This is a genomic window from Amycolatopsis sp. YIM 10, assembly GCF_009429145.1.
Taxonomy (GTDB): Bacteria; Actinomycetota; Actinomycetes; order Mycobacteriales; family Pseudonocardiaceae; genus Amycolatopsis.
Window position 1 is genome coordinate 3782337 of sequence record NZ_CP045480.1, and the last position, 14782, is coordinate 3797118.

Here is a 14782-nt window from a genome sequence, read left to right on the forward strand (position 1 = left end):
GCTAGCGTCGCACCGTCCGCCCGGCGATGCTGGTGCGGTGCAGGAAGTACACGAGGACACCGAGCGGTGCGTGCGGGCCGTGCGGTCGAAGGACGCCCGGTTCGACGGCTGGTTCTTCACCGCCGTGCTGACCACGCGGATCTACTGCCGCCCCAGCTGCCCGGTGGTGCCGCCCAAGGCGGAGAACATGCGGTTCCTGCCCAGTGCGGCGGCCGCCCAGCAGGCCGGGTTCCGCGCGTGCAAGCGCTGCCGGCCCGACGCGAGTCCCGGGTCGCCGCGCTGGAACGAGCGTGCCGACCTGGTGGCCAGGGCGATGCGCCTGATCGCCGACGGAGTGGTGGACCGCGACGGCGTCGACGGGCTCGCGCAGCGGCTCGGTTACAGCGTCCGCCAGGTACAGCGGCAACTGCTCGCCGAACTCGGCGCCGGGCCGCTGGCGCTGGCCCGAGCACAGCGCGCGCAGACCGCGCGCCTGCTCATCGAGACCAGCGCGCTCCCGATGGGCGAAGTCGCGCTGGCGGCCGGGTTCGCCAGCCTGCGCACGTTCAACGACACCGTGCGCGAGGTCTTCGCGATGTCGCCGACCGAACTCCGCCGCCGCGCGGGAACGGGCGGACCGGCCTCGGGATCGCTTTCGCTGCGCCTGCCGTTCCGCGCCCCGCTCCACGCCGACGGCCTGTTCGCGACGCTCGCCGCCGAGGCGCTGCCGGGCGTCGAGGAGTGGCGTGACGGCGCGTACCGGCGGACGCTGCGGCTGCCGAACGGCCCGGCGATCGTCTCGCTGCGCCCGATGCCGGGCCACATCGCCGCCGAGCTGTCGCTGACCGACCTGCGGGATCTGCACACCGCGATCAACCGCTGCCGCCGCCTGCTCGACCTCGACGCCGATCCGGAGGCGGTCGACGCCCTGCTGGCCGAGGACGCCGCGCTGGCCCCGTTGATCGCCGCGAATCCCGGCCGCCGGGTGCCGCGCACGGTGGACGGCGCGGAGTTCGCCATCCGCGCGTTCGCGGGGGAGAAGGCGGCCGCGCTGGTCGCGAAACACGGTGAGCCCGTCGACGATCCCGGCGGCGGCCTTTCGCTGCTCTTCCCCGAACCGGCCGCGTTGGTAGACGAGGAACCGGTCGCCGGACTGGCGCGCGCCCTCACCGACGGGGAACTCGAACTCGGCGCGGGCAGCGATTGGACGCGGGCCAGGCAACGGCTGGCCGCTCTCGGCCCGGGCGTTGATCCCGGCATGGTGGAGCTGATCGCGATGCGCGCCCTGGGCGATCCGGACGCCTTCCCCCGCCCCGGTGGCGGGCAGCGGTGGCGGCCGTGGCGGGCCTACGCCGCGCAGTACCTCGAAGACGGTGTAACGGAAAGGGAAATCGCATGAACAGGGTCCACACGGTGGTGGACAGCCCGGTGGGGAAGCTGACCCTGGTCGCCGCGGGCGACCGGCTGGCCGGTGTCTACATGGAACAACAGCGGCACCGGCCGCCGGAGGAAACCTTCGGCGCGCGCGACGAGATGCCGTTCGCCGAGACCACGCGCCAGCTCGAGGAGTACTTCGACGGCGAGCGCACCGAGTTCGACCTGCCGCTGCACTTCGACGGTACCGACTTCCAGCGTTCGGTGTGGACAGAGCTGTCCCAGATCCCTTTCGGGGAAACGGTTTCCTACGCCGAGCTGGCGGCCAGGATCGGGAAGCCGAGCGCGGTGCGCGCGGTCGGCGCGGCCAACGGGCGCAACCCGATCAGCATCATCGTGCCGTGCCACCGGGTGATCGGCAGCGGCGGCAGCCTCACCGGGTACGGCGGTGGGCTGCCGCGCAAGCAGTTCCTCCTGGCTTTCGAGGGGGTACCCGGTCAGCTTTCGCTGGGATAGGGCGGGAACGCGGGCGGACGGCGCTCGTTCCAGCTGCGCACGCCCTCGGCGAGTTCCGGGTGGCCGAACGATTCGATCATCAGCCCGGTGGCCCGCCGGGCGGATTCGGCCAGCGGCAGCGCCGCCTCCACCCGGAGCTGCTCCTTGATCAGCGCCATCGACCTGGGCGCGCTGTAGGTGGCGAGTTCGCCCGCGTACGCCGTCGCGGCGGCGAGCAGCTCGTCCGGTGGCAGCACCTCCTGCACCAGGCCGTAGTCCAGCGCCTGCTCGGCGGTGAACGTGCGCCCGGACAGCAGCAGGTCCAGCGCGCGTCCCCGGCCGACCAGCTCGGGCAGCAGCTTGGCGATGCCGTACTCGGCGATCAGCCCGCGCCGCACGAACGCGGTGGTGAACTTCGCGCCCGCCGCGGCGAACCGGACGTCGGCGGCACAGGCGACCACGAATCCGAGCCCGGCGCAGCCGCCGTTGATCGCGGCGACCACCGGTTTCGCCACCGTGGCGGCGGCGAGCACGTCGGCGTAACCACCGTCTTCGGCGGCCACGTCCTCATCGGCCACGCCGGTGGTGCCGATGCCCGCGAGCGCTTCGAGGTCGGCGCCGGGGCAGAACGAGCGGCCGCTGCCGGTGACCACCACCGCGCGCACCGCCGGGTCCTGCTCGGCCTCCCGCAACACCTTGCCGTAACGCGTGCGCATCGCCGGGTCCATCGCGTTGTGCCGGTCGGGGCGCTCGAAGGTGAGCGTGCCGACGCCGGCCGCGGTGGTGTACCGGATTCCTTCGGCCAGGGTGGTTTCGGACATCTGGGACCTCCTTCTCCGACCACAGACTAAGCGGTTGCTTAGGTCGGCGTCGAGGTGTAGCTCAGCGCGAGCTGGTACGAGGCAAACCGTGGGAAGCTCGGTACGGCCGGCGGTTGTTCGCCGCCGAACCGGTGACACCGGACTCGGTGCTCGCGGCCTTCCGGCAGCCGCCCGGTGGTGGAGACCTTCGAAGCGCGGTTCGGGCACCACCTGCGCAACGGGTATGGGCCTCGCCGAGACCACCGCGGGCTGCGTCTCCCGGTTACTGGAGCCAGGCCCGATTGCCGCCGGGCCGGCTGCGCGGCCGGGGGAACACGCGGAACCACGTGAACTGATCGACTACTGCTCCGAACGGCTGGCCGCGTACAAATATCCTCGCTCGATCGAGGTGCTCGACGAGCTACCGAAGACGGTGAGTGGCAAGATCCTGCGCCGGGAGTTGCGGGCACGCGGGTGAGCAGCGGCCCGGTGTACGTACAGTGATCACTGAATCGGTACGCTCAGCGTCCGATGAGGGACGGCTCGCCGCAGGTGAGCCGGGTGACGTGAAGGGGACCGGGCGATGACTCGAGCCAACACCCGCAAGCCGGGGACCACGGTCGAGGAGAACGGTTACGCTCCGGGGTCGGTGCCTCGGCGCCTGCTTTCCGTGGCCACCAAGCTCTTTGCGAAAAAAGGCTTCGACCGGACCTCGGTGCAGGAGATCGTCGAGGCGGCAGGCGTCACCAAGGGCGCGATGTACCACTACTTCGGTTCGAAGGACGATCTGCTCTACGAGATCTACGCGCGGGTGCTGCGCGAGCAGACCGAGCAGCTGGAGCGGCTGATGGCCGGGGACGCGCCGCTGGCGCAACGGCTCAGCGCCGCCGCGTCCGACGTCGTGGTCAGCACGATCGCCAATCTCGACGACGCCACCATCTTCATGCAGTCGATGCACCACCTGAGCCCGGAGAAGCAGAAGTCGGTGCGTGCCGAGCGCCGCAGGTACCACGAGCGGTTCCGGTCGCTGATCGAGGAAGGGCAGGCCAGCGGCGAGTTCCGCGCCGACAAGCCCGCCGATCTGGTGCTGGACTTCTTCTTCGGCGGCGTGCACCACCTCGGCTCGTGGTACCGGCGCAGCGGCTCGATGTCCGCGCAACAGGTCGGTGACCACTACGCGGACCTGCTGCTCTCGGCGCTGCGTCCGCTCTAGAGATCCCTTCAATACGGCACGACGGCACGCGGGAAGATGTCGTCGAGGCGGCGCTCGACCACGGTGCCGGCCGGGTAGTGCGCCGCCAGGCGGAGCAGGCTGGCGGCCAGCTCACCGGCGATGTCCGCCGGGAAGCCCTGCTGGTCGAGGCTGGAGCGGATGGCCTCGGTGTAGTCGGCTTCGGTGAAACCGGGGCGTTCCACCACCATCGCCGTGGTTCCGGCGCGATGGGAGTTCATCCCGGAGAAGGCGCGGCCGCAGCCACAGCCGCCGTCAGGGTCGGCCTGGTCCTCAGTGCAGACCAGGCCGACCCAGACCAGCTCCCCGTCGGTGCAGTAGCTGAAGTCGTTCCCGCGGCTGCCCTGGGTCACCGAGGTCGCGACGAGCAGTTTCATGGCTTCCTCCGGATCGGCGAATCACCTGCCTCACCAGTACCACCCGCCACCGACAAAACCCACCGCCAGCCGGACCCCACCCAGTTGCCCGATATCGCGCAACCAGCTCAGCCGGGCAGGTCGAGCAGGGTGGCCAGCGCGGCCCGGTGCCGTCCGGCGGTGCCAAGGGCCAGCTGGTTCGCCTTCGCCCGCTTCAGGTACAGGTGCGCCGGGTGCTCCCAGGTCATCCCGATCCCCGCGTGCAGCTGGACGCACTCCTCCGCCGCGTGCACCGCGACCTCCGAGCACAGCGCCTGGGCCACCGCCGCGGCCACCGGCAGGTCCGGGTCCCGCCGCGCCAGGCAGTCGGCCGCGTACCGCGCCGCGGCGCGGGCCGAGACCAGGTCCAGCCACACGTCGGCCAGCCGGTGCTTGAGCGCCTGGAACGAGCCGACCGGCCGCCCGAACTGGTAGCGCCCCTTCAGGTACCGCACCGTTTCCTCGAGGCACCACTCCGCCAGCCCCAGCTGTTCCGAGGCCAGCAGCGCGGCCCCGGCGGTCAGCGCCGCGCCCAGCGCTTCCGACGCCGCCTCGCCGGTGGCGATCGCCGTGCCCCGCGCACCGGACAGCGTCACGTCCGCCACGCGCCGGGTCAGGTCCAGCGAAACCAGTTCCGTCACGGTGAACCCGGAATCCACCACGTACAGGTCGTCACCGGCGGGCACCACCAGGAAGTCCGCCACCGAGGCGTCGGCGACCGTGCCCACCCGGCCGGTCAGCGCCCCGTCCGAAACCTCCACAGTGGACTGGAAAGCGCCGGGACCGCTGGACAGCGGCACGGCCAGTGCGGCGGTCGCCGTGCCGGAGGCCAGCTTGCCCAGCAGTTCGTGGTCCGTTCCGGCGGCGAGCAGCGCGTTGGTGGCCAGCACCGCGCTGCCGAGGAACGGCACCGGCGCCACGCTGCGGCCCAGTTCCTCCAGCACCAAAGCGGTTTCCCGCGCCGACGCCCCGTGTCCGCCGCGTTCCTCGGGCACCTGGAGCCCGGCGGCACCGAGATCGCCCGCCAGTGCGCGCCACAGCTTCACGTCGTACGGCTCACCGCTTTCGGCCCGCTTCAGCAGCGCGGCGGGCTCGCAGTGATCGGTGAGCAGCGCCCGCACGCTCGCCCGCAGATCGTCCTCGACGTCGGAGTACAGCAGGTCCGCGGTCATCGGGGCAGGTCCTTCCAGGCGACGTCCTTGTCCACGCGCGGCTCGGACGGCAGCCCGAGCACCCGCTCCGAGATGATGTTGCGCAGGATCTCCGAGGTGCCGCCCTCGATCGAGTTCCCCTTGGCCCGCAGGTAGCGGTAGCCCGCCTCGCGGCCGGTGAAGTCCACTTTGTCCGGACGGCGCATCGTCCAGTCGTCGTAGCGCAGGCCCTGCTCACCGAGCATTTCCAGTTCCAGCCCGGAAATCTCCTGGTTCAGCGTGGAGAAGGCGAGCTTCATCCCCGACCCCTCCGGGCCGGGTGAGCCCGCCGCGAGCTGCTGGCGCAGCCGCATCCCGGCCAGCCGCACGCCCTCGGCGCGCACCCACAGCCGCAGCAGCCGGTCGTGCAGTTCCGGCGTGCGCAGCTCCGGCCGGTCACGCCACAGCTTCGCCGCGATGCCGATCATGCCGCCCTCGCGCGGAATCGCGTGCCCGCCGATCGCCACCCGCTCGTTCATCAGCGTGGTCTGCGCGACGCGCCAGCCGTCGCCGATCTCGCCGAGCCGGTTCGCGTCCGGGATGCGCACCTCGGTCAGGAAGACCTCGTTGAACTCGGCCTCGCCGGTGATCTGGCGCAGCGGCCGGACCTCGACGCCGGGGGCGTGCATGTCACAGATGAAGTAGGTCATGCCCTGGTGCTTCGGCACGTCCGGATTGCTTCGGGTGACCAGGATGGCGAACCGCGCGGTGTGCGCGCTGGAGGTCCACACCTTCTGCCCGGTCACCACCCAGTCGTCCCCGTCGCGCACGGCGCGGGTGCCCAGCGCCGCCAGGTCCGAACCCGCGCCGGGCTCCGAGAACAGCTGGCACCACACCTCTTCGCCGGTCCACAGTGGACGAAGGTAGCGCTTGCGCTGCTCGTCGTTGCCGAAGCGCAGGATGGTCGGCGCGGCCATGCCGAGGCCGATGCCGATGCGGCGGGGATCGTTGTCCGGGGCGCCCGCCGCGGCCAGCTCGGCGTCCACAACGGACTGGAGCGCCCGCGGCGCGTCCAGCCCGCCCAGACCTTCGGGGAAGTGCACCCAGGCCAGTCCGGCGTCGAACCGGGCCTGGAGAAAGGCGAGCCGGTCGCTGAAGTCGTGCTCTTCGAGCAGCTTCCGCGTCCGCTCGCGGAGTTCGTCCGCGGTGACGGTCATTTGGCACGCTCCGTCCGGTACTGCTTGAGTTCGCGGTGCGCCAGCGAGCGCTTGTGCACCTCGTCGGGGCCGTCGGCCAGCCGCAGCATGCGCGCGGACATCCACAGCTCGGCCAGCGGGAAGTCCTGGCTGACCCCGCCGGCGCCGTGCGCCTGGATGGCCTTGTCGATGATCCACTCCACCGAAGCCGGGGTGGCGATCTTGATCGACTGGATCTCGGTGTGCGCGCCCTGGTTGCCCACGGTGTCCATCAGCCACGCGGTCTTGAGCACCAGCAGCCGCAGCTGCTCGATCCGCACCCGCGACTCGGCGATCCAGTCCTGCACCACGCCCTGCTCCGCGATCGGCTTGCCGAACGCGGTCCGCGAAAGCGTGCGCTCGCACATCAGCTTCAGCGCGCGCTCGGCCATGCCGATCAGCCGCATGCAGTGGTGGATCCGGCCGGGCCCGAGCCGGGCCTGCGCGATGGCGAACCCGCTGCCCTCCTCGGTGAGCAGGTTCTCCGCGGGTACCCGCACGTTCTCGAACACGATCTCGGCGTGCCCGCCGTGGTCGCCGTCGCTGTAGCCGAACACCTTCATGCCGCGCTTGACGGTCATGCCGGGGGTGTCGCGGGGGACCAGGATCATGCTCTGCTGCTTGTGCGGCGCCGCGTCCGGATCGGTTTTGCCCATCACGATGAAGATCCGGCAGTTCGGGTTCATCGCGCCGGAGATGAACCACTTGCGGCCGTTGATCACGTACTCGTCGCCGTCGCGCTCGATCCGGGTGGCGATGTTGCGCGCGTCGGAGGAGGCCACGTCCGGCTCGGTCATCGCGAACGCCGAGCGGATCTCCCCGTCCAGCAGCGGTTGCAGCCACTGCTTGCGCTGCTGCTCGTTGCCGAACATGGCCAGCACTTCCATGTTCCCGGTGTCCGGCGCGGCGCAGTTCAGCGCGGCGGGCGCCAGGCGCGGGCTGTGCCCGGTGATCTCGGCCAGCGGCGCGTACTGCAGGTTGGTCAGGCCGCCGCCGTGCTCGCCGGGCAGGAAGAAGTTCCACAGCCCGCGACGGCGGGCCTCGGCCTTCAGCTCCTCGACGATCGGCACGCTGGTCCACTCGCTGTCGCGTTCTTCGAGCTGCTGTTCGAACACCGCCTCGGCCGGGTAGACGTGCTCGTCCATAAAGGACAGCAGCCGCTCCCGGAGTTCCTCGGTCTTCGCGTCGTAGGCGAATTCCATCGTCACTTCTCCTCTTTGAGAATCTCGTTGCCGTGTGCGACCAGCGGAGCCACTCCGGCCCCGACCTTCTCGAAGCCCTCGCCCACCGTTTTCCCCTGTGTGAAGCGGAAGTAGATGCCTTCGAGGATCACCGCGAGCTTGAAGAAGGCGAACCCGACGTACCAGTTCAGCTTCGACACGTCCCGCCCGGAACGCTCGGCGTAGCGGGAGATCACCTCGTCCGAGGTGGGGTATCCCGGCGCCGAGGTCGCGCTGGAGACAAAACCGAGGTTCACCGCGTCCCGCTCGGCGTAGGCCAGCAGCAGCGCGACGTCGGTGAGCGGGTCGCCGAGGGTGGACATCTCCCAGTCCAGCACCGCGGTGATCCGGTCGCCGGTGCTGTCTTGCGCGACGAGCACGTTGTCCAGCCGGTAGTCGCCGTGGATCACCGTCGGCGACGGCGAAACCGGCACCGCGGCGGCCAGCCGGTCGTGCAGCCGGTCGATCCCGGGGACCTCCCGGCTGCGCGAACCGTCGAGCTGCTTCTTCCACCGCCGCAGCTGCCGCTCCAGGAAGCCGTCCGGGCGGCCGAAGTCGGCGAGCCCCACCGAAGCCGGATCCACCGCGTGCAGCTCGACCAGGGTGTCCACCAGCGCCAGCGCGATCTCGCGCGTGCGCCGCTCACCGAGTTCGACCATCTCCTCGCGGGACCGGTACGGCGTGCCCGCGACGAACTCCATCAGGTAGAACGGCGCGCCGAGCACCTCGGTGTCCTGGCACAGCAGCAGGGTTTCCGGCACCGGCACCGGGGTCGGGTGCAGCGCGGTGATCACCCGGTGCTCGCGCGCCATGTCGTGCGCGGTGGGCAGCACGTGGCCCAGCGGCGGGCGGCGGACCACCCACTGACCGGTGCCGTCGCCGACCACGTAGGTGAGGTTGGACCGGCCGCCCTCGACCACGGTGCCCCGCAACGGGCCCGACAGCAGTCCGGGCAGCACCTCGTCCACGTGCGCGCGCAGGCGTTCGAGATCGAGTCCGGGCAGGTCTTCGCGGGTGGCCATCTGCTCTCCTGTCGAATCGGTCCGGTCCGGATAGCGTACCGACTAGTCGGTATGGGGTACAGCCGGGTGGGATCGCCGGCGCCCCGGCGGGCTCAGCGGATCAGCCTGGCGACGGTTTCGGCCACGCACGCCGGTTTCGCCTCACCGTCGATCTCGATCGTCCACCGCACCACCGCCTGCTTGCCACCGGGCACGTCGGTCACCTCGACCAGCTCGGCCCCGGCGCGCACCTTCGCGCCGACCCGGACCGGCTGCGGGAACCGCACCTTGTTCAGGCCGTAGTTGATGCCCATCGACAGGTTCTCCACCCGGTAGATGCCCTGCCCGAACTTCGGGATCAGCGACAGCGTCAGGTAACCGTGGGCGATGGTGCCGCCGAACGGACCGGCCTTGGCCCGCTCGGTGTCCAGGTGGATCCACTGGTGGTCGCCGGTGGCGTCGGCGAACTGCTGGACCTGCTCCTGGGTGATCGTGGTCCAGTCGCTGTGACCGAGGTGCTCGCCGATGGCCGCTTCGAAGGCGTCGACGTCGGGAAAGATGCGCATCGGCCTCAGTCCTTCGGTCCGCCGGCGACGTAGATGACCTGACCGGAGATGAACCCGGCGCCATCACTGACCAGGAACGAGACCAGGTTCGCGATGTCGGCCGGTTCACCGACGCGGCGCACCGGGATCTGCTCGGCGGCGGCCTTCTTGAAGTCCTCGAAGTCCATGCCCACGCGCTCGGCGGTGGCCGCGGTCATGTCGGTGGCGATGAAGCCCGGCGCGATCGCGTTCGCGGTGACGCCGAACTTGCCCAGCTCGATCGCCAGCGTCTTGGTGAAGCCCTGCAGGCCGGCCTTGGCCGCGGAGTAGTTGACCTGGCCGCGGTTGCCCAGCGCCGAGGTGCTCGACAGGTTGACGATCCGGCCCCAGCCCTGCTCGGTCATGTGCTTCTGGGCCGCGCGGCTCATCAGGAACGACCCGCGCAGGTGCACGCCGATGACCGAGTCCCAGTCCTGGTCGGTCATCTTGAACAGCAGGTTGTCCCTGGTGATGCCGGCGTTGTTGACCAGCACGGTCGGCGGGCCGAGTTCGGCGGCCACCTGCTCGACCGCGCGCTCGACCTGCTCGGCGTCGCTGACGTCGAGGCCGACCCCGACCGCGCGGCCACCGCCGGCGGTCAGCGTTTCGGCGCCTCGGGAGACGGCGTCGGCGTCCAGGTCCAGCAGCCCGACGGCGAATCCGTCCGCGGCCAGCCGCGCGGCCACCGCCGCGCCGATACCGCGACCGGCACCGGTGACGATCGCGACACGGGAAGGGGACTGGGTCACTTGTTCCTCCTGAAACGAGTACGAAAGCGCGACGGCTTCGAGCATGCGCCCGGCCGCCGCGCTAAGCAAGCGCTTAGGAAGTTACTACCGCGGGTTCGCCCTCGGGTGTGACCTGCGTCATGTGCTCGGGTGCGGGCTGCCGCGCCCGCAGCACGCCGAAGCCGAGCGCGGCGATCGCGAACATCTCGTTCAGCGCCATCAGCCGCTCCACCAGGCCCAGCGGCACGAAGGTCCACCACGCCTCACCGCCGGCGAGCATGTTCACCACGCCGACGAGGATCAGCCCGAACCACATCAGCGAGGTGATCCCGAAGAACACCGCGAGCCGGCGCGCGATCGGGGCGTCCCGGAACACCGCGCGGGCACCGAAGATCACCGCCAGCGGCAGCGCGATGAAGGCGACCACGCTGGCGTAGCGGTGGATCGTGCCGCCGAGGCTCGGGCCGATCGCCCAGTTCGTCTTCGGGAACGCCACGATCAGCAGCAGGCTGGCCGTCCACAGCGCGCCGAACACGCTCGCCGCGGAGAACCGCTCGATCAGGCCGCGCCGGATCAGCGCGTAGAACAGCACCGCCGAGCCGATCGCCACCAGCCCCACGCCGAGGTCGAAGATCCACCGGCTGTCGGTGAGCGCGTACTGGCTGATGGTCCGGCGGACCGGGCTGATGTCCGCGGTGCCCGGCAGCACGTGCAGCAGGGCGACCAGCACGATCCCGGTGGCCAGCGCGGCGAAACCGGCCACGGCGTCGGCGGGTGAGGTACGGGCGGGCGGCGTCATGGAACTCCTCGGCGCGCTCGGTGTCGAATGTCCGGTTTCGAGGTTATGGACCGAACATGACGAAATCCTGAGAGCAAGCTGTCGGGATGCTGCTTGACGCCGATGGGCGGTTGTGTCACTTTGTATCGCCATGAGCCTGTCAGACAGGCGGACAGGCGCGGTCCCGCCGCGCCGGGTGACCGCGATGGAAGCCGTGCTCGGCGAGATCCGCGGGGCCATCGAGCGCGGTGAGTACGGGGTGGGGGACAAGCTCCCGGCCGAGGCGGCGATGGCCCAGTCGTTCGGGGTCAGCCGGTCGGTGATCCGGGAGGCGCTGCGGGCGTCGGCGGCGCTGGGGCTGACCGTTTCGCGCACCGGCAAGGGCACCTACGTGCAGTCGGCGGGCGCGGCGCAGAACCCGATCTTCGGCTCGTACTCGGCGCGGGACCTGCTCGAGGTGCGGCGGCACGTGGAGATCCCGGTGGCGGGGTTCGCCGCGGTGCGCCGCGGCCCCGACGACCTCGACCGGCTCGCCGAGCTGACCGACCGCATGCGGCACGAGACCGACGACACCGCGTGGGTCGCGCTGGACACGCTGTTCCACATCAGCGTGGCGCAGGCGTCGGGGAACCCGGTTTTCGCGAAGGTGATCGAGGAGATCAGGGACGCGCTGCGGCAGCAGTCGTTCTTCCTGAACAAGCTGGGGGACCGGCGGGAGCGGTCGAACCGCGAGCACGAGGAACTGGTCACCGCCATCCGCGACGCCGCGCCGGAGGCGGCCACCGCGGCGATGACCACCCACCTGGATCAGGTCGAAAAGACCCTGACCACCATCGTGGCGCCTGCCTAGAACGCGGTCGGGGTGGTGGAGCCGACCAGGGACTGGGTCAGCTGGTTCCGGCGGGAGATGCCGAGCTTGCGGTAGATGTTGGTCAGGTGGAACTCGATGGTGCGGCGGGACAGCACCAGTGCCTGCGCGATCTCCGGGTTGGACTTGCCCTGCGCGGCGAGCGTGGCGATGTTGTGCTCGCGCCGGGTGAGCACCTGGGGCTGGGCCGCGGCCGGGGAGTGCAGCTGCTGGTGGATCCGCCCGGCCAGGGCGATCGCGCCGCAGCTGGTGGCGGTGGACATGGCCTGGTTCAGCATGGTGGCCGCCTGCTCGTGGCCGCCGCTGCCGCCCAGCCGCACCGCCAGTTCCGCCTGCGCCTGCGCGAACTCGAGCTTCGCCTGCGAGCGGCCCAGCACCTCGACGGCCTCGGTCAGCAGGTCGATCGAGCGCGCGTCCTCGGTGACGGTCGCCGCGGTGTGCAGTGCGATGCCGAGCGTTCGCGGCAGGCCGCGCTTCCTGGCGAACGCGAGCTGCGTCTTCGCCAGCAGGATCGCCTCTTCGTGGTTGCCCAGCTGGAACTGCGCCAGCGCCGCCGGAACACGCCACGGGAGTTGCGGGTGGTCGACGAAGCCGAACCGCTCCAGCCGCCGCCCGCAGTCGAGCTGGTCGTTCAGCGCGGCGGTGTGGTTGCCCATCGACGCGTGCAGCAGGCCGCGCCCGTGCAAAGCCATGCAGGTGCGCAGATAGGTCGACTTGGCGATGTGCCGGTGCCGCGCCAGCAACCGCTCGGCGGCCTCGGTGTCGTGCTGCACCGCGGCCAGCCGCATCTCCGTGCCGTCGAGCAGTGCCGGGATGATGCCGCGGCGGATCTCGAAGGACTCCAGCCGGTCGCGCGCGGCCTGCGCGTCGGAGCGGGCGGCGGTGAGCTGGCCGATCTGGTACCGGATGTCGGCGCAGTACGCGCTTGCCAGCCCGGTCGCCAGCGGCAGGCTGCGCCTGCGGTCGTCCAGCACCTCCTCGCAGATCTGCAGCGCGAGGTCGTATTCCTCCAAATTGGACAGTGCGCCGACGACCGCGCCGAACGCGCGCAGCTCGCCGAGGTCGTTCAGCGGGCCGGGCGGCGTCGAGTCGAGTGCCAGCCGGCGCAGTGCCGCGGCGGACATGTGGTCCAGTGCCACCGCGCCGTGCTCGGCCACGAAGGCGTTGAGCCGCCGCCGCGCCTGCGGGGTGGAACTGTTGCGGCGCCTCAGGTTCGCCAGCCGCTGCGGCACGGTCGTAGCCGTGTGGGGATCGTGCCGCGAGAGGTAGAGGATCTCGGTTTCCAGTTCCGAAGCCAGTTCCGGGTGGTCCGGGTCGAGCCGGTCGACCGCGTGCTGCAGCACGTTCAGCGACTCGCGGAACCTGTCGCATTCGGACAGTGCGCCCGCCAGCAGTGCGGCGATCGCCGCCTGGCGCCGGGGATCGGCGCTCTCGGACTCCACCATGGACAGATGGTGCACGGCCGCGGGCGGATCGGCGTGGATCTCCGCCGAACCCAGTTCGAAGAGCACCTCGTTGCGCTGCTCGGGCGTGAGCGGTTCGTGCAGCACCCGCCGCAGGTGCGCCACCGCGGTGGTCGGGTCGCCGTCGGCGATGGCCTCACGGGCGGCGCTGAGCAGTGTGTGCACCGCCCAGTCCTGGCCGACCTGCCGGGTTTCCTGCAGGTGCGCGGCGACCCTGGCGCAGGGCGCGTGCACCCCGTTGAGGAAGCGCGCCGCCTTGGCGTGCGCGGTGTGCAGGTCCTGCGGGGTCAGGCGGCAGGCGATCGCGGCCTGGATGCCGCGTTCGGTGAAGGTCAGCGCCCCGCCTTCGGCGCCATCGACTCCGGCACCCCCGGCGCTGTCCGCACTGTCGGTGAGCAGGCTCATCTCACGCAACCGCCGCGCGGCCCAGAAGGTGGCCGACGCGGGCAGCCCGGCCACCGCCGCCGCCAGTTCGAGATCGGTGTCGGTGCCTTCCAGCGCGGCGATCGCCTGCGCCAGCGCGACCAGCGCGGTGTCCTCCTGCTCCAGCCGGTGGTAGACGGTGGTGGCCAGCTCGCGCGGGCCGAACCGGGACGGGTCCAGCCGCTCGCCGCCGGCCCCGTGGCACGACCGCAGCAGGCCTTCGAGCAGGGCGGGATTGCCCGCGGTCACGGTGTGGCAGGTGCGGACGAACTCGGGGGAGACGTTCTCGCCGAGGGTGTCGGTGACGATCTCGGTGATCGCGGCGGCGTCGAGCCCGCCGACTTCCAGCTGCCGCGCCCCGGTCACCCCGGGTGCCTTGCCGAACGGGCCGGGCCCGGCGGTGCCGGCGGTGAGAATGCCGATGCGCTGCCCGGACAGGCGGCGCGAGACGTAGTCGAGCCACTGGATGGACAGCGAGTCGGCGAAGTGCACGTCGTCGATCACCAGCAGCAGCGGAGATCCCTCGGCGAGGAACCGCGACAGGTGCCACAGGGAGTGGAAGGTGGAGTGCAGGTCCACCGCGGTGGCCGAGGGCCCGGACTCCAGCACTTCGACGGCGAACGCGGCGGGCCCGCCGACCAGCCGCTCGCGGTCCGCGGCGGGTGCCTCGAACACCGTGCTCTCCAGCAGCTGGCGGACCACACCGAAGACGAAGTCGCGCTCCAGCTTGGCGGAGCGGGCGGTGAGCACGCGGAAACCACGGGCGCTCGCTTCGGCGGTGGCCGCGGTGAGCAGGGCGGTCTTGCCCGAACCGGCCGGCCCGCTCAGGTTGAGGATGCCGGGGCGGCCACCGGCCACCGCGTCGAGATGGCAGCCGATCGCGCGCAACTGCCCGGCGCGCCCGCGAAGCCGCGGTACGTGTGGGGTGGAACCCTCCACGGTTACCTCCCGCGTCCTGTCCGGCTGTCCGACAGGTTCGTGATGGACCATGTCACCGCGTCCGGATGACTGTCAAGGCGAGCCACCGCCCCCAGAGCCGTGGCGCGCTCAGTCTGCCGGTTTTCGCCGGATACCGCCG

The 14782-nt window shown here is 71.1% G+C and carries 14 protein-coding genes and 1 pseudogene; 5 read left to right on the forward strand and 10 right to left on the reverse strand.

All coding sequences use genetic code 11. From position 1 onward, the window contains the following. Positions 1-37 precede the first annotated feature (37 nt). Both YIM_RS18295 and YIM_RS18300 read left to right on the forward strand, forming a co-directional pair. A complete protein-coding gene (locus YIM_RS18295) occupies positions 38-1378 on the forward strand; it encodes a bifunctional transcriptional activator/DNA repair enzyme AdaA (protein ID WP_153031503.1) in 1341 nt (446 codons plus the stop codon). After that, entirely contained in the window at positions 1375-1869 is a 495-nt protein-coding gene (locus YIM_RS18300; protein WP_153031504.1) for a methylated-DNA--[protein]-cysteine S-methyltransferase, read from the forward strand. Before YIM_RS18295 ends, YIM_RS18300 begins: the two co-directional genes overlap by 4 nt. On the opposite strand, the gene YIM_RS18305 is transcribed toward YIM_RS18300, so the two are convergent. After that, the gene (locus YIM_RS18305) at positions 1851-2669 is read right to left on the reverse strand and encodes an enoyl-CoA hydratase-related protein (protein ID WP_153031505.1); all 819 of its coding nucleotides are present in this window, start codon (positions 2667-2669) and stop codon (positions 1851-1853) included. The two genes, YIM_RS18300 and YIM_RS18305, sit on opposite strands and share 19 nt — an antisense overlap. A 304-nt stretch (positions 2670-2973) precedes the next feature. Between YIM_RS18305 and YIM_RS18310 the strand changes: the two are divergent. Together YIM_RS18310 and YIM_RS18315 are read left to right on the forward strand one after the other, a co-directional pair. Next, positions 2974-3126: pseudogene (locus YIM_RS18310) on the forward strand (acyl-CoA synthetase); the annotation flags it as partial. A 105-nt stretch (positions 3127-3231) separates the two neighbouring features. Continuing rightward, positions 3232-3861, forward strand: coding sequence for a TetR/AcrR family transcriptional regulator (locus tag YIM_RS18315; RefSeq protein WP_153031506.1), 630 nt, complete (start codon positions 3232-3234; stop codon positions 3859-3861). Between the two features lie 8 nt (positions 3862-3869). On the opposite strand, the gene YIM_RS18320 is transcribed toward YIM_RS18315, so the two are convergent. From YIM_RS18320 to YIM_RS18355, 8 genes are all read right to left on the reverse strand, one after another. Beyond that, positions 3870-4256, reverse strand: a complete 387-nt coding sequence (locus YIM_RS18320) for a hypothetical protein (RefSeq protein WP_153031507.1) — start codon at positions 4254-4256, stop codon at positions 3870-3872. Between the two features lie 107 nt (positions 4257-4363). Next, positions 4364-5446: an acyl-CoA dehydrogenase family protein gene (locus YIM_RS18325; protein ID WP_153031508.1), complete on the reverse strand. Its 1083-nt coding sequence runs from the start codon at positions 5444-5446 to the stop codon at positions 4364-4366. Further along, the gene (locus tag YIM_RS18330) at positions 5443-6621 is read right to left on the reverse strand and encodes an acyl-CoA dehydrogenase family protein (protein WP_153031509.1); all 1179 of its coding nucleotides are present in this window, start codon (positions 6619-6621) and stop codon (positions 5443-5445) included. Before YIM_RS18330 ends, YIM_RS18325 begins: the two co-directional genes overlap by 4 nt. Beyond that, positions 6618-7841: an acyl-CoA dehydrogenase family protein gene (locus YIM_RS18335; protein WP_153037072.1), complete on the reverse strand. Its 1224-nt coding sequence runs from the start codon at positions 7839-7841 to the stop codon at positions 6618-6620. Before YIM_RS18335 ends, YIM_RS18330 begins: the two co-directional genes overlap by 4 nt. Positions 7842-7843: 2 nt before the next feature. Continuing rightward, complete coding sequence (locus YIM_RS18340; protein WP_153031510.1) at positions 7844-8881, reverse strand: phosphotransferase family protein; 1038 nt, start codon at positions 8879-8881, stop codon at positions 7844-7846. A gap of 92 nt (positions 8882-8973) precedes the next feature. After that, the gene (locus YIM_RS18345) at positions 8974-9426 is read right to left on the reverse strand and encodes a MaoC family dehydratase (RefSeq protein WP_153031511.1); all 453 of its coding nucleotides are present in this window, start codon (positions 9424-9426) and stop codon (positions 8974-8976) included. A gap of 5 nt (positions 9427-9431) precedes the next feature. Next, complete coding sequence (gene fabG / locus YIM_RS18350; protein ID WP_153031512.1) at positions 9432-10193, reverse strand: 3-oxoacyl-ACP reductase FabG; 762 nt, start codon at positions 10191-10193, stop codon at positions 9432-9434. A gap of 73 nt (positions 10194-10266) precedes the next feature. Next, a complete protein-coding gene (locus YIM_RS18355) occupies positions 10267-10971 on the reverse strand; it encodes a DUF998 domain-containing protein (RefSeq protein ID WP_153031513.1) in 705 nt (234 codons plus the stop codon). A gap of 184 nt (positions 10972-11155) precedes the next feature. Between YIM_RS18355 and YIM_RS18360 the strand changes: the two genes are divergently transcribed. Further along, positions 11156-11800 carry a FadR/GntR family transcriptional regulator gene (locus YIM_RS18360; RefSeq protein WP_228005001.1) on the forward strand — a complete coding sequence of 215 codons (645 nt, stop codon included), beginning with the start codon at positions 11156-11158 and terminating at the stop codon, positions 11798-11800. Here the strand turns inward: YIM_RS18360 and YIM_RS18365 are convergent. Then, positions 11797-14643: a LuxR family transcriptional regulator gene (locus tag YIM_RS18365; protein ID WP_194240202.1), complete on the reverse strand. Its 2847-nt coding sequence runs from the start codon at positions 14641-14643 to the stop codon at positions 11797-11799. The genes YIM_RS18360 and YIM_RS18365 overlap by 4 nt on opposite strands. Between the last annotated feature and the right edge of the window lie 139 nt (positions 14644-14782).